The sequence below is a fragment of the Enterobacter sp. RCC_40 genome (assembly GCF_041360735.1).
Taxonomy (GTDB): Bacteria; Pseudomonadota; Gammaproteobacteria; order Enterobacterales; family Enterobacteriaceae; genus Enterobacter; species Enterobacter ludwigii.
In genome coordinates, this window is sequence record NZ_JBFUPR010000001.1 from 234,280 (window position 1) to 254,227 (window position 19,948).

Consider the following 19,948-nt stretch of genomic DNA (forward strand, 5'->3'; position numbering starts at 1 on the left):
GAAAAACAGAGATGGAACAAGCGCATACCCGGTTAATCGACCAACTGAATGAACGCATTGCCGCCCCGGACAACACGCCGCTGTATCTGAAATTTGCCGAAACGGTAAAAAACGCGGTACGCAACGGGGTGCTGGAGCATGGGAATATACTGCCCGGCGAGCGCGATCTCAGTCAGTTAACCGGCGTGTCGCGCATTACCGTGCGCAAAGCGATGCAGGCTCTGGAAGCCGAGGGCGTAGTGACGCGTGCCCGCGGCTACGGGACGCAAATCAATAACATCTTTGAATACTCGCTCAAGGAAGCGCGCGGTTTTTCTCAGCAGGTGGTGCTGCGCGGCAAAAAGCCCAACACGTTGTGGGTGAATAAACGGGTAGTGAAATGCCCGGAAGAGGTGGCCAGCCAGCTGTCAGTGCCGCCGGAGAGCGAGGTCTTTTTGCTTAAGCGCATCCGCTATGTGGATGATGACGCCGTATCGATTGAGGAGTCCTGGGTGCCGGTAGGGTTGATTCACGATCCGGATGCAATTGGGATTTCCCTGTATGACTACTTCCGTAGCCAGAATATCTTCCCGCAGCGCACCCGTTCACGCGTCAGTGCCCGCATGCCGGACAGCGAGTTTCAGACGCATATCCGCATGGATGACAAAATCCCGGTGCTGGTGATCAAGCAGGTTGCACTTGATCAGCAGAACCGGCCCATTGAGTTCAGCATCAGCTACTGCCGTAGCGATTTATACGTCTTTGTGTGCGAGGAGTAACGCCTCGCGCCCTGGCGCGCAGTCGCCGCCGCGGTGGCTAACGACCCAGGCCGCCACTGCATTGCCAAGCGTAACGGCATCAGCCAGCGACCATCCTGCCGCCAGCCCGGCAAGCGTGCCACCGGCGTGGCTGTCGCCCGCACCGATCGTGTCGACGACGGTTGCGGGAAACGCCGGAACGTAGCCCGATTTATCACCCTCAAACCAGGCGGCACCGTCTTTATCGTGGCGAATAATCAGCGCAGAACCAAAACGCTGTAGCCACTGCGGGCCGAGTGTTTCAGCTTCCATGCCAAATCGTCCCGCTGCCATCTCGGCTTCCTGGCGATTAAGCGATACCATCGGCTTACAGGCCATGATCCGCGCCATCAGCGCATCAGGAATATCGGCAATGCGCGGCCCAAAGTCGATAAACGCGGTAATGTTTTCCAGGCCTTCCAGCCAGGCCGTCAGACGCTCTCCGCACGGTGACGCCAGCTGATAGCCTGAGAGGTAGACCAGGCTTTCAGACGGCACGTGCAGCGCATCCAGCCAGCGCTGTTGCCACTGGTTCTCCACGCCGCTAAACGACATAAAGGTCCGCTCACCGTCCGGTTCGACCAGCGCCAGACACCAGCCGTTGTCGCCCGTTTCTACTTCGATGACGCTGTGCAGATCCTGTTTGGCCATGGCGTTACGGATGATGTCTGCCCACACTCCGTGACCGACAGGGAGCGCGTTTTGCGCGGCGATCCCGAGCCGTTTCAGCGCAATAGCAATATTCAGCGCACAGCCGCCGATATTGACACCCTGTTGTTTGAGTTCGATATCACACCCGCGCCAGGGCAGGGCATAGGCGTCGGCGATCACGTCGATGACCGCAGCACCCAACACCGTGACCGGGCGAGTGGCGTGCAGTGTTTCAAGGCATGCAGCAAAAGCACTCATACGCCCTCCCTTTGCTCCCGGAAGTGCAGCAGTTTTTCACAGTAGTGGTTAAAGTCGAGGCGGTTTACGGCGTCGAGTTCCTCCTTGTACGCCGGGTCAATCGCCTGTACGCCGTGAAGCGCACCGCAGATTGCCGTCGCCATCGCGCCGATGGTGTCCGTATCACCGCCGAGGTTGGCGCACAAAATGGCGCAGCGGTTCGGGTCGGTGCCTGCCAGTTCGACCATCGCAATCGCCGCTGGAACCGACTCAAGCGTGCTGGTGCCCGCGCCAATAAGCTGGTAAACCTGCTCGCTGGCGGAATCGATGCCGTTGGCTTCACGCACGGTCTTAAGGGCGAGCTCAATCCGTGCCGCCAGCGATGCGCTGAAGGTGGTTGTTTTCGCTTCCTGTGCGTAGCGGGCAATGCCTGGCAGGGCATCGACGATGTTCTGCCAGCGTTCACCGTCAATGGCACGCGACACCGCCCAGGCTATCACCACCGCGCCGGCAATCGCGAGGTCGGATTTATGGGTCGGGCTTGAGGCCAGCGCCACCTCTGCGACAAAGTGCTCCAGACGCGTGGCCGGCAGCAGGCAGCCCAGCGGAGAGGCGCGCATCGCCGCACCGTTGGTGACGCCGTTGTTTTCCAGTTCACTGACCGGCTTGCCGTCACGAATGGCGTTAAGCGCAATCTTCGATGTCGGACCTAACACATTCTTGTTAAACGCATCGAACGACTCCGCCCAGTGCAGAATATGTTTGCCGATAACATCCGCGTTGATCTGCCCGTCGCATTCGATAATCGCATCCGCCAGGCATAACGCCATTGACGTATCGTCGGTGAATTCTGCCTGCTTAAAATAGCAGGCGGCGTTATTTTCAGCCGGTCCGGGTAAAAAACGGTCGATCCAGCCGAAGTGCGCTTTGACGCGCTTTCTCGGCCAAAGCTCCGACGGCATGCCCATCGCATCCCCTAACGCTTGCCCGTAAAGGGCACCGAGAACACGTTCTTGTTTCATTTAACTTCCCCTCGTGTCAGCGCGGTATCGCCTTCAACCACCTCAATTGCGGTGATCTCTTTGTCCGATTCGCGGAAAAACAGCATAAACAGCACGGCGATCACGGCAATCATGATCCCTCCGAATGCCCACATTCCGGCCCAGTTGAAGGTCAACCCATTCACCGGCTCTTTGTATGCGAACATTTTTTCCATCATCACGCCGCCCAGGCGGTAACCTAACAGGCTACCAAACCCCTGACAGCACAGCGTAATCAGGCCTTGTGCGGCGGTGCGCATATGCACCGGCGCTTTTTTATCCACGTAGATATACGCGGTCACATAGTAGAAGTCGTAACTCACGCCATGCAGCAAAATGCCGAGGAACAGCAGGGCATAGGTGAAGTACTGGTCGGCACCACCGTAAACAAAGAAGCCATAACGGATGGCGGCGGTGAGCAGGCCCAGCAGCAAGACCTTCTTAATACCAAAGCGTTTGGTGAAGAACGGTAGCGCCAGCATAAAGAAGATTTCGGAGAACTGGCCGAGCGTCATCCAGCCGGTGGCGTTTTTCATCCCCACTTCGGTGAGATAGCCGTTGGCAAAGATGTAATAGAAGGCCAGCGGCATTGCGAACAGAAATGAGCAGAAGAAGAACACCAGGAAGTTTTTATCGCGCAGCAGGATCAGCGCATCCAGCCCCAGCATGACTTTGAAATCCATCTTGCCGGTACTCTTCGGCGGGGTGTTCGGCAGGAACAGCGCAAAGACACCGAGCAGGGCGGAGCTGCCCGCCGTCATCAGCAGCGGAATATTGGTATCGGAAATGTCGTTATAGCCCATCATCTGCGGCAGGAAACCGCACGCCAGTCCCGAGGCGATCCAGCCGAGGGTGCCCATCACGCGGATACGCGGGAAATCAGCCTCCACATCATCCACATTGGCGAAGGCAATACTGTTGGTCAGCGCAATGGTCGGCATATAGGTCAGGGAGTAAATCAGCAGCAGCGGGAAAAAGGTGCTGAACTGGGTTTGCTGTGCGGCGAAGTACATCACGATGGCACCGGCGAACATCAGTACGGCCAGTACTTTCTGCGCAGCGAAAAAGCGGTCGGTCAATGAACCCACCAGAATGGGGGAGAGGATCGCGGCAATCGCGGTACAGGCATAAGACCAGCCAATTTCCCCGGCGGTAAAACCGCTTTTGCTCAGCCACAACCACAGCGGTACAAACCACGCGCCCCAGATAAACCATTCAACAAACATCATGAATGACAGTTGGACTTTCGTTTTCATTGTTTAATCCTGCATGTCAGAGAGGGTACGCCTTTAACATACCACTTAATAATACCTTTTAAATACCTTTGCGGTGATTGTTTGATCAATGTAACAGTTTTGTTGTACACGAATCGAGCCAGCAGATTGTGCTGAAAAAAAATGCAAATGGTGGAAAATCTGTTAAGTCGGTACCAGGCTTAGTCTGCCCATAATGCTATGGGTCTGGATAAACACTCACCGACATCACGTCGGGCTTACGGGAGCATCACATGACTGATATTGCGCAGTTGCTTGGCAAAGACGCCGACAGCCTTTTACAGCATCGTTGTATGACCATTCCAGCCGACCAGCTTTATCTGCCTGGCCACGATTACGTCGACCGCGTGATGGTTGATAACAACCGTCCGCCTGCGGTACTGCGAAATATGCAGACCCTCTATAATACCGGGCGACTGGGGGGAACCGGGTATCTTTCTATTCTGCCGGTTGACCAGGGCGTTGAGCACTCCGCGGGCGCCTCCTTTGCGGCGAACCCGTTGTATTTCGATCCGAAGAACATCGTCGAACTGGCGATAGAAGCAGGCTGTAACTGCGTGGCGTCCACCTATGGCGTACTGGCCTCCGTATCGCGTCGCTATGCCCACCGCATTCCATTCCTCGTCAAACTGAATCACAACGAAACCCTGAGCTACCCGACCGAATACGATCAGACGCTTTACGCCAGCGTAGAGCAGGCGTTCAATATGGGTGCAGTCGCGGTTGGGGCGACGATCTACTTTGGTTCTGAGCAGTCGCGTCGCCAGATTGAAGAAATTTCTGCTGCCTTCGAACGCGCGCATGAGCTGGGTATGGTCACCGTTCTGTGGGCGTATCTGCGTAACTCCGCATTCAAGAAAGACGGAGTGGATTACCACGTTTCTGCCGACCTGACCGGCCAGGCGAACCATCTGGCGGCAACCATTGGCGCGGATATTGTGAAGCAGAAGATGGCGGAAAATAACGGCGGTTATAAAGCGGTAAACTTCGGTTACACCGATGACCGGGTCTACAGCAAACTGACCAGCGAAAACCCTATCGACCTGGTGCGTTATCAGCTGGCGAACTGCTATATGGGACGTGCCGGGTTAATTAACTCCGGTGGTGCGGCGGGTGGCGACACCGATCTCTCCGACGCGGTGCGCACGGCGGTTATCAATAAGCGCGCGGGCGGTATGGGGTTGATCCTGGGCCGTAAGGCGTTTAAAAAATCGATGGCTGACGGCGTGAAGCTGATCAATGCCGTGCAGGATGTGTACCTGGACAGCAAAGTGACTATCGCTTAAGACTTTTTGTAAAACGCTGGCCGGGTCAGGCATTACCGCCGCCCGGCCACACTGTCAACGCAGAAGCTGGCAGTCCGGTGGCAGCCGGCACTGTAGCGCGCCCGGTAACACCTCAATGCGGAACTGCTTTCCGCTCAGCGGCTCTCCGTCAAGATTAAACGTCATGCCGTGTGGGGCATTCACTTCAAACCACGCGGATTTACCGGCAATAATATTCGGGCTCTCCTCTGGCTGGGTCAGGGTGGTAAACAGCGCAGGCAGCAGGCCATCACCCGTGAAAATACGCAGCTGTAACTGACCATCATTGATCAGCGCCTCCGGGCATAACTGCTGTCCGCCACCGGCCTGACGGCCATTACCGATACCAATCACCAGCGCATCACCCTGCCACTGAAAGTTCTCGCCGTGAATCTCACAGCGGTCCGGCTTCAGGGTATCCATACGCATCAGTCCATGGATCAGATACGAGACGCCGCCCAGCGCTGCCTTCAGCTTTTCAGGGGTTTCGCTGGTAATGCGCGTCCCGAATCCACCGGTCGCCATATTGATAAAACAGGTTTTTTCATTCACCTGAGCAATATCCACGGCGGTGGCTTTGCCAAGGATAGCCAGCTGCAAGGCTTTTCCCAGTTCTTCCGGGATCCCGGCGCTGGTGGCGAAATCGTTGGCCGTACCGAGCGGCAAAATGCCCATCACCGGGCGGTCGGTTGCAGGAAGATCTATCAGAGCGCCGGCAATTTCATTAATGGTGCCATCGCCCCCGCCAGAAATAATGGTTTCGACTCCGAGCTTCAGGCCTTCGTCGATATAGCGTGCCGCATCACCTTTTTCCCACGTCACTCGCACGTGTATACGCGCACCGTCTTCACGCAAATCCGTCACTGCCTGGCGCAACAAATCGTTGCCCGCACTTTTGCCATTGAGAATCAATAAACTGTCTGGATAGATTGCCATCCGCGCTGCTCCCTTTTTTAGCGTTAGTAAGAGTGTATAGCAGGGAGGAAAAAAGCGGGTAAGAACAGGATGAAAGGCAAAAAATAAGCCCGCGTAAGGGAGATTACGCAGGCTAAGGAGGTGGTTCCTGGTACAGCTAGCATTTATGGGTTATGTTTTTCAGCGGGGGGATAATACCCGTATTGAACGAAGCGGTATGTGATCCGATTCTAAGAATTATCCCAGCGCGAAAAAATTTCCCTGCTTGATTATTTACTGTGCGGGTTACGGGTACTTTCACCGTTGAAATTACGCATCAGCAGCGCAAACTCCAGCTCCACTTCTTCGGGTACCGGCAGCCAGACGGTATGGCCGTTGCCTGGCGCCACGTCAATTGCTTCGCCTTTACCGTTTTCCAGATGTTCCAGGGTGAAGTTCATGTTGCCCTGCGGGGTCATTAACTCCAGGCTGTCGCCTTTGGTGAATTTGTTCTTGACCGCAACGGCGGCCAGCGCACCTTTGCGCTCACCGGTAAAATCACCGACAAACTGCTGGCGCTCGGAAACGGAATAGCCGTGTTCGTAGTTCTGGTAATCGTCATGGGTGTGACGACGCAGGAAGCCTTCGGTATAACCGCGATGCGCCAGGCCTTCCAGGGTTTCCAGCAGGCTGGTATCGAACGGCTTGCCGGCAGCGGCATCGTCGATGGCTTTACGGTACACCTGAGCAGTACGCGCGCAGTAGTAGTAGGACTTGGTACGGCCTTCAATTTTCAGGGAATGCACGCCCATCTGCGTCAGACGCTCAACGTGCGCAATCGCACGCAGGTCTTTGGAGTTCATGATGTAAGTGCCATGCTCGTCTTCAAAGGCGGTCATGTACTCACCCGGACGTTTGGCCTCTTCAATCATGAACACGCTGTCAGTTGGCGCGCCGATGCCTAAGGTTGGCTCCACGTTGGTCACCGGGATAGGCTCATGTTTGTGGACGATATTGCCGATGTCGTCTTCTTTGCCTTCCTCAACGTTATATTCCCAGCGGCAGGCGTTGGTGCAGGTACCCTGGTTCGGGTCACGCTTGTTGATGTATCCCGAGAGCAGGCAACGACCGGAGTAGGCCATGCACAGCGCGCCGTGAACGAAGATTTCGATTTCCATATCCGGCACCTGCGTGCGGATCTCTTCAATCTCTTCCAGCGAAAGTTCACGAGACAGAATGACGCGGGTCAGCCCCATCTGTTTCCAGAATTTCACCGTTGCCCAGTTAACGGCGTTGGCCTGAACGGAGAGGTGAATATCCATCTCCGGGAAGTTCTCCCGAACCAGCATAATTAAACCCGGGTCCGACATGATCAGTGCGTCCGGTCCCATATCAACCACCGGCTTCAGATCGCGAATGAACGTTTTCAGCTTGGCGTTATGCGGCGCAATGTTGACCACCACGTAGAATTTTTTGCCCAGGGCATGTGCTTCGTTAATGCCGAGCTGCAGGTTCTCGTGGTTGAATTCATTGTTACGCACGCGCAGTGAGTAGCGCGGCTGGCCAGCATAGACGGCGTCAGCACCATAGGCGAAAGCGTAACGCATATTTTGCAGCGTTCCCGCCGGGGAAAGGAGTTCCGGTTTAAACATGTTTGTTCTCGTTCTGATGACAGGTCAGATCCGCATGCACCAGGTGCAGCGGTAAGGGGAGATCCCCCACTTTAAGGGCGGGCATTGTAGCGCTGAGGGACAGGGAGGTAAAGCGCCGGGTCGTACCATCGCTAACCCGGCCGGAGGCGTGTCGTCAGGTATTGTCTTTTACCGTCTGGCTTGAACCGTTAGTTTTGACCGACGCGATGCCTTTATCTCGCGACTGTTCCGAGGCATACATCTGGCTGCTGCCAATAACCTGATGATTCCCGGCCTTCAGATTGAAGTGGAATTTACCGTTGGTGGCCACTTTCTTCTCATAACGTTCATCAGAAGGGCTATTGGTGCGAACGGAGGCGATACCGTTTTCGGCGGAATTTTTGGTGGTGTAAAGCTCACTGGTCAGGATCGTTTCTCCGTTTCCTGCTTTGAGAACAAACCTGAACTGACCATCACTGCTTTTGTTTAACTCGAACCAACCAGACATAGGAACTCCTTGAACGAAGTGGAATTATCTGCACCAGTTATCAATAAGCGAACCGGTAATGTGAGTATGGTTGATTCTTCGTTGCTTTCCAGAAATGAAAAACCCGCCAGCAGGCGGGTTCGGTAAGCTAAATGCTCAGGCTATCCTGCAGGCATCGGCTTCCCATCGGTAGCCCACGCCATACACCGCGCGGATAAATGACTGCTCCGCGTCGAGGGCTTCCAGCTTGCGGCGCAGGTTTTTAATATGGCTGTCGATGGTACGGTCAGTCACGACGCGGTAATCATCATACAGACGGTTCAGCAGTTGCTCGCGGGAGAAGACCTTCCCCGGCTCGTGGGAGAGGGTTTTCAACAGGCGGAATTCGGCGGGGGTGAGATCCAGCAGCTTGCCGCGCCAGCTCGCCTGGAAGCGGCTTTCATCGACGATAAGTGGGCTTTCCGCATCCAGTACCTGCAGTTCACGATGCGGCTTACAGCGGCGCAGAATGGTTTTTACGCGCGCGACCACTTCACGCGGGCTGTATGGCTTGCAGATGTAATCATCCGCGCCAATTTCGAGGCCCAGCAGGCGGTCGATCTCTTCGATTTTCGCCGTCACCATTACCACTGGCACGTCTGAGAAGCGACGAATTTCCCGGCACAGGGTCAGGCCATCGGTTCCGGGGAGCATCAGATCCAGCAGGATCAGGTCCGGCGGCGTCTGGCGCACATAAGGCAGCACCTGATCGCCATGGCTGATAAGCGTGGGGGCATAGCTTGCCGCGCGTAAATAGTCGATCAGTAACTGCCCGAGCTTCGGCTCGTCTTCGACAATCAAAATGCGTGGCGTGTTTTCGTCAATCGGTAACTCGGTCATGCTTCTCTCGATAAATCCCGTTCCAGAGGTAACTCTACTGTAATGCTTACCCCGCCAAAAGGCGAATGGGCGGCGCGGATCGTGCCATTATGGGCCTCGACGATGTTTACGCAAATCGCCAGTCCCAGACCGGACCCGCCGCTGGCGCGATTGCGGGAGCCTTCGGTGCGATAAAATCGCTCAAACAGTTTTTCCAGCTGTGCATCCTGCACGCCGGGGGCGGAATCCGCAAAGGTCAGGGCAAAATGCCCGTTTTCTTGTTTGCCGGAAATATGCAGGCCACCGCCGCTGTCGGTGTAGCGCAGGCTATTTTCCAGCAGATTGTTGAACAGCTGCATCAGGCGGTCTTTATCGCCAAACACCACGGCGCTGTCAGGCAGTGAGAGATCGATTTTCAGGTTGCGGCTGGCGAAACGTTCGCGGAAGGCACCGCTTACCACCTCCAGCACGTTTATTACATCGACGGGCGCTTTCTGGTAGGCCAGCGCGCCTTCGTCCGACATGGAGAGCTGGTGGAGGTCATCGACCAGTTTGGTCAGCGTGCCCACTTCCGCCTGCAGCGAGGCGACCGATTCGGGAGTGAACTGACGCACGCCGTCCTGAATAGCTTCCAGCTCGCCGCGCAGCACCGCCAGCGGCGTGCGGAGTTCATGGGAAATATCGGCCATAAAATCGCGTCGCATCTGCTGGTTTTTTTCCAGGGTGCTGGCGAGCTGGTTAAAGTCCTGCGCCAGCTTACCGAGTTCGTCCTGGCTACGGGTATCGACGCGGGTGGAGAAATCCCCGGCGGCCAGCTTATGCGTCCCTTCCACCAGCCGTTTAACCGGCGCGAGCAGGCCACGGGCCAGCGGGAAGGTCGCGAGCGCGGCCAGCAGGGTGGAGAGCGCGACAATCAACCAGCTGGTGCGGCGCTGCTGACGATCAAAGTTGATATCGGTGTTGCGCGTCAGGCGTTCAACCGGCGAGGCGATCACCCAGCCGACGGTGGCGTTATTCACTGTGATCGCCCGCTTTGTGCCATCTGGCGGAATGGGCGCGCGCGGGCCAACCAGTACGCGCATATCCTGGTCTATCACCCAGAACTGGGTGCGCCAGCCGTGCGGCGGCATCCCGGGCCCCGGGCGATCGTCACCGGTATCATGCTCAAGCGAGCGCAGGATCTGGAATACGAAGCGGTCGTTATTGCGCAGAAAACGCCAGTTACCGTGCAGGGCATACTGATCGCTCAACGCATCGCTCAGCCCCTGTAAACGCTGTTCATTACCATGCTTGATGTAATCAATAAAACCCCGTTCGAAACTGACCCGCACGGCCCAGTGCATGGTGACCAGCAGCACGATACAGGTGGCAAATATCGCCACAAAGAGTTTACCGGTAATGCCCGGACGCCAGAATTTCATGGTGCACTCCTTTTGCCGTGTCGGATAACGACGTTCTTACGGGTATCATCCGGCACTCTGGCGAAGATGAACGCGGGCAGGGCGATAATCACCGCCATGCTGAGATAGGTATACAAAAAGACCTGATGGGCGACCGGCGTGTCGACGCTAAGATGATGCTGTCCGTACATGCCGAGCAGTAAACCGGCAAGGGTCACCCCTACGCTCATGGAGAGCTGCATGATCATCGACAGCAGGCTGTTTCCGCTGCTCGCCAGGTCATCCGGGAGTGCTTTTAACGTCAGGGTATTCATTGATGAAAAGCGCATGGAGTTAATTATGCCCTGGCAGAACAGCACCAGCGGCAGCGCGTAGTACCAGCCCAGCAGCGCCACGGCCATAAACAGCAGGCTCACCAGGGCCAACCCAAGCGTCGCGGCAACCAGAACGTGGCGATAACCAAAACGGTTAACCACCTGCACCACGATACGTTTCATTCCCATGCTGCCAAGTACCATCGGGATCATCATCAACCCGGCGTGAAACGGTGAAAATCCCATTCCAATCTGCAAAAAGACCGGCGTCATAAAGGGCAACATGCCGCTGCCGACGCGCCCGGCAAAGCTCCCGAACAGGCCCAGACGATAGGTGGGGTTTTTAAACAGATCGAGCGTGAACAACGCGCTCTCGTTACCTCTGGCATGCCAGAGGTACCACAGGATAGCGGTAATGCCGAGCGCCACCAGAAGGCCAAGCGTCAGGGCGGAAATCCCGAGGCCTTTTTGGCCATCAAGCGCGAGGGTGAGCATCGCCATCCCCGCCGCCAGCAGGATAAAACCCAGGAAATCAAAGCGCCGGGTCTGCATGGTGTAGTTAGGCATCAGCATCAGGGTGGCAATCGCGCCGATGATGCCCACCGGCAGGTTGATTAAGAAGATCCAGTGCCAGGAGGCATACTCCACCAGCACTCCGCCCAGCGCCGGGCCAAGCAGCGGGCCGACCTGGCCGGGCAGGGTGACGAAGGTCATTGCGGCCATGTACTGCTCGCGGGGCACAATCTTCATCACCGTCAGCCGCCCGACAGGCACCATCATCGCCCCGCCAATGCCCTGTAACGCGCGGGCCATCACCAGTTGATCCAGCGTATTCGCCTGGGCGCAAAACAGCGAGCCTGTGGTAAACAGCACGATGGCGGTGAAAAAGATATTCCGCACGCCCACTTTGTCCGCCAGCCAGCCGCTGGCCGGAAGCATAACGGCCACCGTTAATACATAGGAGACAATCACCATATGCATATGCAGCGGACTCTCCCCCAGGCTTTTTGCCATCGAGGGGAGGGCGGTATTGACGATGGTTGTATCCAGCGACTGCATAAAGAAGCCGAAGGCGACAATCCACAGCTGCCAGCGTACGTGACGTGGGAGGTCGGTCATTTATTCGGTTACCGTCGTTCTTTTTTTACGCGAAAAACGCACCCGCAGACGGTCAAAGAACAGATAGACCACCGGCGTGGTGTAGAGCGTCAGCAGCTGGCTCATCACCAGCCCCCCGACAATGGTGATCCCCAGCGGCTGGCGCAATTCTGAGCCGTCACCGCTGGAAATCACCAGCGGCAGCGCGCCAAACAGCGCCGCCAGCGTGGTCATCATGATCGGGCGAAAACGCAGCAGACAGGCCTGGAATATGGCCTCTTCTGGCGTCAGGTTGCCATTTCGCTGGGCGTCCAGCGCGAAGTCCACCATCATGATGGCGTTTTTCTTCACGATGCCAATTAACAGCATGATACCAATCAGCGCAATCAGGCTGAAGGGCGCGCCGAACAGCTCCAGCGCCAGCAGCGCCCCGACGCCCGCCGACGGCAGCGTGGAGAGAATGGTCAGCGGATGGACGTAGCTTTCATAAAGCACGCCCAGCACGATATAGACTGTCGCAATGGCCGCCAGAATCAAAATCACCTGCGAATTCATCGTCTCCTGGAACACCTGCGCGGTACCGGCAAAACTGCCGCGTACCGTGGACGGCACGCCAAGCTGGGTCATCGCACGGTTGATTGCATCGCTGGCCTCAGAGAGGGACGAACCGGCTGGCAGGTTAAAGGAGATGGTCGACGCCGCCGAAAGGCCCTGGTGGTTCACCGACAGCGGCGCGTTAGCCGGCTGCCAGCTGGCAAAGTAAGAGAGCGGGATCGCCTTACCGTCGTTATTAATCACAAACATTTTGTCCAGCGCGCTGATGTCCTGGGTGTAACGTGGGTCCACCTCCATCACCACCTTGTATTGGTTCATGGGCTGGTAGATGGTGGAAATCTCACGCTGGCCGAAGGCATTGTTCAGCAGGCTGTTGGCGGCATCGACGTTAATCCCCAGACGTGACATGGTTTCACGATTGTAGGTTAGCGCCATTTCTGCGCCGTTGTCCTGCTGATCGGAGTTAACGTCCGCCAGCTGTGGCAGGGCGGCCAGCGCCTTGCGGATCTTAGGCTCCCACTCGCGCAGGGCGGCTAAATCGTCAGAGAGTAACGTGTATTGATAGCTGGCGTTAGCCTGACGCCCGCCGACGCGGATATCCTGAACGGCCATCAAAAACAGATTAGCGCCCGGCTCTTTGGCGAGCTTCACGCGCAGGCGGTCGATAACCTGCTGGGCGGTTTCATTGCGCTCGTCACGCGGCTTCAGGGTGATAAACATCATCCCGCTGTTCACCCGCGAACCGCCGGTGAAGCCGGTTACGTTATCTACCGCTTTATCTTCGCGGATGATCTTCATAAAGTCCTGCAGCTTGCCGCGCATGGCCTGAAACGAAATACTCTGGTCTGCCTGGATCCCGCCCATCAGCACCCCGGTGTCCTGCTCCGGGAAGAAGGTTTTCGGGATAGTAATGTACATCCAGACGTTGAGCACGATGGTGCCAATCAGCACCAGGCCGACAATGCGCGTATGCCTCAGCACCCACTTCAGGGACTTACCATAGCTCTCCTGCATCGCCAGCAGGAAGCGACCAAACCCCTTACGGCGCGGCTGAGAGTGGGGCTTGCTGCGTTTTAACATCCAGCCGCACATCATCGGCGTAAGCGTGAGGGACACGATCAATGAAATACCGATGGCGACCGAGAGCGTGACGGCAAACTCCCGTAACAGCCGGCCAGGCAGGCCGCCCATCAGCAGTAACGGCAGGAACACCGCCACCAGCGACAGGCTCATCGACAGTACCGTAAAGCCCACTTCACGCGTTCCCTGCAGCGCGGCCTGCAGCGGTTTCATCCCCGCCTCCAGATGGCGCGAGATGTTCTCCAGCACCACAATGGCGTCATCCACCACGAAGCCGGTGGCAATCGTCAGCGCCATCAGCGACAGGTTGTTAAGGCTAAATCCGCACAGGTACATCGCCGCGAAGGTCCCTATCAGCGAGACAGGTACTGCCACCGCGGGGATCAGCGTGGCCCGGCCTGAACGCAGAAACAGGAAGACCACCAGAATCACCAGCGCAACGGAGATCACAAGCGTCTGCTCCACCTCTTCGAGCGAGGCGCGAATGGTGGGGGAGCGATCCTGGGCAATCTGCAGATCGATCGCCGCCGGGATGGTCTGCTGGAGTTCCGGCAATCTCGCGCGGATACTGTTCACCGTCTCAATAATGTTGGCTTCCGGCAGCTTGCGGATCATCAGCAAAATGGCCGGTTTAGCGTTGGTCATCCCGGCATTGCGCACGTCCTGCACCGAGTCGGTGACGCTCGCGACATCGCTCAGGCGCACCGCCGCACCGTTGTTGTAGTGAATGATCAGCGGCTGGTATTCCGCAGCGGTTTTCAGCTCATCGTTAGTCTGGATCTGCCAGCGGTGGCTACTGTTCTCGATGGCCCCCTGCGGTTTGCGCACGTTTGCATTGCTGATGGCGGAGCGCACATCGTCCAGTGAAACACCCTGGTTAAACAGCGCCTGCGGGTTTAAGCCCACGCGCACCGCGGGCAGAGAGCTTCCGCCAACGCTGACATCACCCACGCCGTTAATCTGGGCAAGAGTCTGCGCCAGTTGGGTGGAGGCGAAATCGTACAGCTGCCCCTGCGAATAGGTGTCCGAGGTAAGCGTCAGGATCATGATCGGCGCATCGGACGGGTTCGCTTTACGGTATGTCGGACGGCCCGGCATCCCGCTCGGTAGCAGGTTCTGCGCGGCGTTGATCGCCGCCTGCACATCGCGCGCGGCGCCGTTAATATCCCGGTCGAAGCTGAATTCCAGAATGATGCGCGTGCTGCCAAGCGAGCTGCTGGAGGTCATCTCGTTGACCCCGGCAATTCGCCCGAGTGAACGTTCCAGCGGTGTGGCAACCGACGAGGCCATGGTTTCCGGTGATGCACCGGGCAGCGAGGCGCTGACCATGATCACCGGGAAATCCACCTGCGGCAGCGGGGCCACCGGCAGCAGCCGGAAGCCCAGGACGCCGCACAGGGTGATGGCGAGTGAGAGTAAAATCGTCGCCACTGGGCGATAAATGAAGAGGGCGAAAAACTTCATTTACGCCTCCTCTTCACGTTTCGGGAAGCGGCTTTTCGTCCACAGCGCCAGACGGTCAAACAGCAGATAAATGACCGGTGTGGTGAACAGGGTCAGGACCTGGCTTACCAGCAGGCCACCGACCATACCAATCCCCAGCGGACGACGCAGCTCGGCCCCGACGCCGGTACTGAGCATCAACGGCAGGGCACCTAGCAGGGCGGCGAGCGTGGTCATCAGGATCGGGCGAAAACGCAGCAGGCAGGCCTGGAAAATTGCCTCGCGCGGCGACATCCCCTGCTCGCGCTCGGCGGCAAGGGCAAAGTCGATCATCATGATGGCGTTTTTCTTCACGATCCCGATAAGCAGGATGATCCCAATGATGGCAATCACGTCCAGCTCGCTCCCCGCCAGCATCAATGCCAGCAGCGCCCCCACGCCCGCCGTTGGCAGGGTGGAGAGGATGGTAATAGGGTGAATAAAGCTTTCATACAGCACACCGAGCACGATATACATCGCCACCACGGCCGCGACAATCAGCCAGATGGTGTTGCCCAGCGCGGCCTGGAACGCCAGCGTGCTGCCCTGGAACTGGGTCTGAATATCGGACGGGAAGTTCAGCGTCTTCTCTGCGGCCAGAATGGACTCCACCGCTTCGCCCAGTGAATAACCGTCCGGTACGTTAAACGAGATGGTGGTGGACGGGAACTGATCCAGATGGTTAATCGACAGCGGTGTGTAGCGCTCTTCCACCGTCGCGATGGCGCTGAGGGGCACGATGCCCCCGTCTTTGCTGGTCAGGCGCACTGAATCGAGCGCGGCCAGGCCGGGCGTGTTTTCCGTGTTGTGTTCCAGCACCACGCGATACTGATTCGCCTGGGTATAGATGGTGGAGATCAGACGCTGACCGAATGCGTTATACAGCGCATTATCCACGTCGGCCATGGTGATCCCAAGCCGGCTGGCGGTATCGCGGTTGACGTTCACATACGCCGCCAGCCCTTTGTCCTGCCAGTCGCTGCTGACGTCCGAGAGCTGCGGCAGGGCGTTGAGTTTATCCACCAGTTGCGGTACCCAGGTGCTGAGTGCATCAAGGGTGGTGGCCTGCAACGTGAACTGGTACTGGGTACGGCTCACCTGGGTATCGATGGTTAAATCCTGAATCGGCTGGAGGTACAGCTCAATACCCGGGACGCGCGCCACGGCAGTTTGCAGGCGGTCGATCACCGTTTGCACGCGGTCGTCGCGATCGTCAAGCGGTTTAAGGTTGATCTGCAGGCGGGCACTGTTCAGCGACGGGTTGGTGCCATCGACACCGACATACGAGGTCAGGCTCTCTACTGCCGGATCTTTCATGATGATCTCTGACACCTGCTGCTGACGCTGCGCCATGTTAGCGAAGGAGACCGTCTGCGGTGCCTGAAGCGTGCCCTGGATAATGCCGTTGTCCTGAATCGGAAAGAAGCCTTTCGGGATGAAAATCCACAGCATAACGCTGAGCGCCAGCGTACCAAGCGCCACGCCAAGGGTTGCCCATGGATGGTTAAGCACTTTCGCCAGCACCCGCCCGTAAGCGGCAATAATGCGTTCGAACATCCGCTCAGAGGCGCGCGAGAAGCGGTTTTGCTTGCGAAGGGAGGCGTGGCTCAGCATACGGGCGCACATCATCGGCGTGAGGGTAAGTGACACCACGGCGGAAATCAGAATGGCGACGGCCAGCGTCACGGCAAATTCGCGGAACAAACGCCCGACGATATCGCCCATAAACAGCAGTGGGATCAGTACCGCAATCAGTGAGAAGGTGAGGGAGATAATGGTAAAGCCGATCTCGCCCGCTCCTTTCAGCGCCGCGGCTAACGGTTTTTCGCCTTTTTCGATATAGCGCGAGATGTTCTCGATAACAACGATAGCGTCATCGACCACAAAGCCGGTGGCAATGGTAAGGGCCATCAGCGTCAGGTTATTTATCGAAAAATCGAGGAACACCATGACGGCAAATGTTCCCACCAGTGAGAGCGGCACGGCGACGGCAGGAATGAGGGTCGCCGGGACGTTACGCAGGAACAGATAGATGATCATCACCACCAGCGCAATCGCCAGCATCAGTTCAAACTGGGTGTCAGTCACGGACGCGCGAATATTGGTGGTCCGGTCAGACAGCACTTTCACGCTAACTGACCTGGGCAGGCTTTCAATCAGCTGCGGCAGCATAGTGCGAATGCTGTCTGCGGTTTCAATGATATTGGCACCCGGCTGGCGCTGGACGTTCATCACGATTGCCTGCTGTTTGTTGGCCCAGGCGCCGAGCCAGCTGTTTTCCGCACCTTGCTCAACGGTTGCCACATCGCCCAGACGCACCGGCGCACCGTTCTGGTACGCGACGATCAGCTGTCGATATTCATCCGCGGACTGCATTTGATCGTTCGCCGAGAGGGTCACGGCCCGGGTTGGGCCATCAAGCGAGCCTTTCGCCGAGTTGACGTTGGCGTTACTGATGGCGCTGCGGATGGTTTCGCTGGTGAGGCCCAGCGCGGCAATGGCCTGGGCATTGAGTTTCACGCGCACCGCCGGACGTTGACCCCCGGCAAGCGTAACCAGCCCCACGCCAGAGACCTGTGAAATTTTCTGCGCCACGCGCGTTTCGACCATGTCTTCGACCTGAGTCATCGGCATGGCGGAGGAGGTGACGGCGAGCGTCATGATCGGCGGATCCGCCGGGTTTACTTTGCTGTAGACCGGTGGGTTGGGCAGGTCCGATGGCAGCAGGTTGGTGGCTGCGTTAATCGCGGCCTGTACTTCCTGTTCGGCAACGTCGAGTGAGAGCGTAAGCTGGAACTGCAGCGTCACCACGGATGCTCCGCCGGAGCTTTGCGAGGACATTTGCTTCAGGCCAGACATCTGACCAAACTGGCGCTCCAGCGGCGCGGTGATGGCCGACGTCACCACATCCGGGCTCGCACCCGGATAAAGGGTGACCACCTGGATGGTGGGATAATCCACTTCCGGCAGCGCCGAGACGGGCAGGAAGCGATAGCCAATAATCCCGGCCAGCAGAATTGCCACCATTAACAGCGTGGTGGCAACAGGGCGCAGAATAAACAGGCGTGAAGGCCCACCTGTAGAGCTCGGGGGCATAACCTGCATCAGGAAGTCGCTCCCTGCTTAGCAGGCTGTTGCTGGCCTTCAACCACTTCGACTTTCGCCCCCTCGGTGAGACGATCAATACCGTCGGTAACCACGCGGTCACCTGCGGAAAGGCCGGCGCTGATCACCACCGTCTGGCTGTCCTGAATGCCGGTTTTCACCAGATGCTTGCTGACGTTATTCTCACTGTTAAGCACCCAGACAAAGTTCCCTTCGTTGCCCATCTGCAGCGCCGCCGTTGGGATAACGACCGCATTTTCCTGCGTTGCGACCAGCATCCGCGCATTCACGAACTGATTCGGGAAAAGCGCATCATCCTGATTGTTAAAGCGGGCTTTTAACTTGATGGTGCCGGTGGTGGTGTCAATCTGGTTATCCAGACTGAGCAGGGTGCCTTCGCTCAATTTTTGCGTGTTGGTGCGATCCCAGGCCTCCACAACCAGCCCTTTGCCGGCTTTTTGCGCATGAACCACGGTTGCGATGTCGCTCTCCGGCAGGGTAAAGACTAAATCGACAGGATGCGTCTGGGTGATGACCACGATACCGGTGGTATCGCCGCTGGAAATCTGGTTGCCAATATCAACCTGCTTCAGACCGACGCGGCCGTCAATCGGGGCGGTGATGCGGCTCCAGTCGAGCTGTAACTGTGCGCTGGCCACGGCGGCTTCGTCAGCTTTAAGGGTGCCCAGCGCTTCGCTGACCAGAGACTGCTGCGTATCCAGTTCCTGACGCGATACCAGGTTGGTTTTCACCAGTTGCTGGTAGCGTGCCAAATCGCGTCGGGCGTTCGCGAGCGTGGCCTTGTCTTTCGCGAGCTGGCCCTGTGCCTGCGCGAGGGTGACTTTAAACTGGCTTGGGTCAATTTCCGCCAGTAAGTCCCCGGCTTTAACCTGCTGGCCTTCCTGGAAGTGAAGCGCCATCAGCTGCCCGTCCACACGGCTGCGAACCGTAACGGTGTTGGCGGCGGTAATGGTTCCCAGCCCGGAGAGATAACGGGGCACCGCTTTATTTACCGCAGTAGCCGCCTGAACGGGAGCCAGCGCACCGCCGCGCATGCCGTGACGTCCGCCACTCGCGGGACGCTGTGATGGGCTGCTGGCACCTGCGGAAGTGTCAGAAGAGTGATTGTGCCAGAACCAGGCGGCGGCAAGAGCCACCACAATGATGCCAGCGGCGATTGCCCAGCGGGATTTGTTACTGCCTTTCATCGTTATACGTTCTCATCCTGAATACTTCGGGTAATGATACTAGTTTAGTCAGGCAACACGGCAGAAAAATGGAGGAAATATGGAAGACTGTCTGGATTTGTCTGATTGGCAGGGGGAGGGGCGCGGCGTGAGGCGGCCTTCAAATCGGCTCAATTGCCAGTGCATAATTTACCAGGAATATTCCCTGTCACCTGAAATATTCTTATTATTTATCTGCCGGGTGAGAAACGGAGAAAGATAACAATTGGTTTTATTATTTAATTTGTCTTTAGGAAAATTTCATTATTCATCATGTAAGGATCGGAATATTCTCTGTTATACCAATATTTTTCATCTTGTTATCAAATCATTAACAAACTAATGATTTTTTGCAATGTGACGTATTTATTTGATTTGAAATATGTTTTTGTTATTCCTTTCAATGCACCACTTTTGATTTGTATCAAAAAGCTAAAACAGTTTAAATTACCTAAAATTGCGATAATTATAGATTTTTATTTTAAAAATGTTATTTAAATGGTTTTATGTTTTTATTTAAGCGATCTCGTCATGAA

14 protein-coding genes are annotated in these 19,948 nt (G+C 56.8%); 2 read left to right on the forward strand and 12 right to left on the reverse strand.

The genetic code is table 11. The annotated features are described in order from the left end of the window. Positions 1–11 precede the first annotated feature (11 nt). Entirely contained in the window at positions 12–758 is a 747-nt protein-coding gene (locus tag AB6731_RS01045) for a GntR family transcriptional regulator (protein ID WP_014170861.1), read from the forward strand. Here the strand turns inward: AB6731_RS01045 and AB6731_RS01050 are convergent. Genes AB6731_RS01050 through AB6731_RS01060 form a run of 3 tightly spaced genes read right to left on the reverse strand, consistent with a single transcriptional unit; the run spans position 732 to position 3,960 of the window. Continuing rightward, positions 732–1,685 carry a PfkB family carbohydrate kinase gene (locus AB6731_RS01050; RefSeq protein ID WP_371005771.1) on the reverse strand — a complete coding sequence of 318 codons (954 nt, stop codon included), beginning with the start codon at positions 1,683–1,685 and terminating at the stop codon, positions 732–734. The two genes, AB6731_RS01045 and AB6731_RS01050, sit on opposite strands and share 27 nt — an antisense overlap. Further along, positions 1,682–2,686, reverse strand: a complete 1,005-nt coding sequence (locus AB6731_RS01055) for an ADP-ribosylglycohydrolase family protein (protein ID WP_020883237.1) — start codon at positions 2,684–2,686, stop codon at positions 1,682–1,684. Before AB6731_RS01055 ends, AB6731_RS01050 begins: the two co-directional genes overlap by 4 nt. After that, positions 2,683–3,960 (reverse strand): nucleoside permease, encoded by a 1,278-nt coding sequence (locus tag AB6731_RS01060; RefSeq protein ID WP_020883238.1) that lies wholly within the window; start codon positions 3,958–3,960, stop codon positions 2,683–2,685. The genes AB6731_RS01055 and AB6731_RS01060 overlap by 4 nt, the downstream gene beginning before the upstream one ends. 251 nt (positions 3,961–4,211) lie before the next feature. On the opposite strand from AB6731_RS01060, the gene fbaB reads away from it, so the two are divergent. Further along, on the forward strand, positions 4,212–5,264 hold the full coding sequence (gene fbaB, locus AB6731_RS01065) for a class I fructose-bisphosphate aldolase (protein ID WP_014170857.1): 1,053 nt from the start codon (positions 4,212–4,214) through the stop codon (positions 5,262–5,264). Positions 5,265–5,318: 54 nt separating this feature from the next. Here fbaB and yegS read toward each other — a convergent pair whose 3' ends face one another. The 9 genes from yegS to AB6731_RS01110 form a co-directional block, all read right to left on the reverse strand. Then, positions 5,319–6,218 (reverse strand): lipid kinase YegS, encoded by a 900-nt coding sequence (gene yegS / locus AB6731_RS01070; RefSeq protein WP_014170856.1) that lies wholly within the window; start codon positions 6,216–6,218, stop codon positions 5,319–5,321. 248 nt (positions 6,219–6,466) lie between these two features. Then, entirely contained in the window at positions 6,467–7,828 is a 1,362-nt protein-coding gene (yegQ, locus tag AB6731_RS01075) for a tRNA 5-hydroxyuridine modification protein YegQ (protein ID WP_032680618.1), read from the reverse strand. 154 nt (positions 7,829–7,982) lie between these two features. Next, the gene (locus AB6731_RS01080) at positions 7,983–8,315 is read right to left on the reverse strand and encodes a YegP family protein (RefSeq protein ID WP_014170853.1); all 333 of its coding nucleotides are present in this window, start codon (positions 8,313–8,315) and stop codon (positions 7,983–7,985) included. Between the two features lie 135 nt (positions 8,316–8,450). Next, positions 8,451–9,173: a two-component system response regulator BaeR gene (gene baeR / locus AB6731_RS01085; protein ID WP_014170852.1), complete on the reverse strand. Its 723-nt coding sequence runs from the start codon at positions 9,171–9,173 to the stop codon at positions 8,451–8,453. Beyond that, the gene (gene baeS, locus AB6731_RS01090) at positions 9,170–10,573 is read right to left on the reverse strand and encodes a two-component system sensor histidine kinase BaeS (RefSeq protein ID WP_020883244.1); all 1,404 of its coding nucleotides are present in this window, start codon (positions 10,571–10,573) and stop codon (positions 9,170–9,172) included. The genes baeR and baeS overlap by 4 nt, the downstream gene beginning before the upstream one ends. Continuing rightward, on the reverse strand, positions 10,570–11,985 hold the full coding sequence (locus AB6731_RS01095) for an MFS transporter (protein WP_063215298.1): 1,416 nt from the start codon (positions 11,983–11,985) through the stop codon (positions 10,570–10,572). The genes baeS and AB6731_RS01095 overlap by 4 nt, the downstream gene beginning before the upstream one ends. Further along, positions 11,986–15,063 (reverse strand): multidrug efflux RND transporter permease subunit MdtC, encoded by a 3,078-nt coding sequence (gene mdtC, locus AB6731_RS01100; RefSeq protein WP_371005773.1) that lies wholly within the window; start codon positions 15,061–15,063, stop codon positions 11,986–11,988. Continuing rightward, positions 15,064–18,186: an MdtB/MuxB family multidrug efflux RND transporter permease subunit gene (locus AB6731_RS01105; protein ID WP_014170848.1), complete on the reverse strand. Its 3,123-nt coding sequence runs from the start codon at positions 18,184–18,186 to the stop codon at positions 15,064–15,066. Further along, on the reverse strand, positions 18,186–19,394 hold the full coding sequence (locus AB6731_RS01110) for an MdtA/MuxA family multidrug efflux RND transporter periplasmic adaptor subunit (protein ID WP_371005774.1): 1,209 nt from the start codon (positions 19,392–19,394) through the stop codon (positions 18,186–18,188). Before AB6731_RS01110 ends, AB6731_RS01105 begins: the two co-directional genes overlap by 1 nt. Between the last annotated feature and the right edge of the window lie 554 nt (positions 19,395–19,948).

What these genes read in the sequence shown, in the direction of transcription:
- baeS (WP_020883244.1), bottom strand. Translation starts at nt 10,573, where the DNA reads ATGAAATTCTGGCGTCCGGGCATTACCGGTAAACTCTTTGTGGCGATA.
- AB6731_RS01110 (WP_371005774.1), bottom strand. Translation starts at nt 19,394, where the DNA reads ATGAAAGGCAGTAACAAATCCCGCTGGGCAATCGCCGCTGGCATCATT.
- AB6731_RS01080 (WP_014170853.1), bottom strand. Translation starts at nt 8,315, where the DNA reads ATGTCTGGTTGGTTCGAGTTAAACAAAAGCAGTGATGGTCAGTTCAGG.
- fbaB (WP_014170857.1), top strand. Translation starts at nt 4,212, where the DNA reads ATGACTGATATTGCGCAGTTGCTTGGCAAAGACGCCGACAGCCTTTTA.
- yegS (WP_014170856.1), bottom strand. Translation starts at nt 6,218, where the DNA reads ATGGCAATCTATCCAGACAGTTTATTGATTCTCAATGGCAAAAGTGCG.
- AB6731_RS01045 (WP_014170861.1), top strand. Translation starts at nt 12, where the DNA reads ATGGAACAAGCGCATACCCGGTTAATCGACCAACTGAATGAACGCATT.
- AB6731_RS01050 (WP_371005771.1), bottom strand. Translation starts at nt 1,685, where the DNA reads ATGAGTGCTTTTGCTGCATGCCTTGAAACACTGCACGCCACTCGCCCG.
- AB6731_RS01060 (WP_020883238.1), bottom strand. Translation starts at nt 3,960, where the DNA reads ATGAAAACGAAAGTCCAACTGTCATTCATGATGTTTGTTGAATGGTTT.
- yegQ (WP_032680618.1), bottom strand. Translation starts at nt 7,828, where the DNA reads ATGTTTAAACCGGAACTCCTTTCCCCGGCGGGAACGCTGCAAAATATG.
- mdtC (WP_371005773.1), bottom strand. Translation starts at nt 15,063, where the DNA reads ATGAAGTTTTTCGCCCTCTTCATTTATCGCCCAGTGGCGACGATTTTA.
- AB6731_RS01105 (WP_014170848.1), bottom strand. Translation starts at nt 18,186, where the DNA reads ATGCAGGTTATGCCCCCGAGCTCTACAGGTGGGCCTTCACGCCTGTTT.
- baeR (WP_014170852.1), bottom strand. Translation starts at nt 9,173, where the DNA reads ATGACCGAGTTACCGATTGACGAAAACACGCCACGCATTTTGATTGTC.
- AB6731_RS01055 (WP_020883237.1), bottom strand. Translation starts at nt 2,686, where the DNA reads ATGAAACAAGAACGTGTTCTCGGTGCCCTTTACGGGCAAGCGTTAGGG.
- AB6731_RS01095 (WP_063215298.1), bottom strand. Translation starts at nt 11,985, where the DNA reads ATGACCGACCTCCCACGTCACGTACGCTGGCAGCTGTGGATTGTCGCC.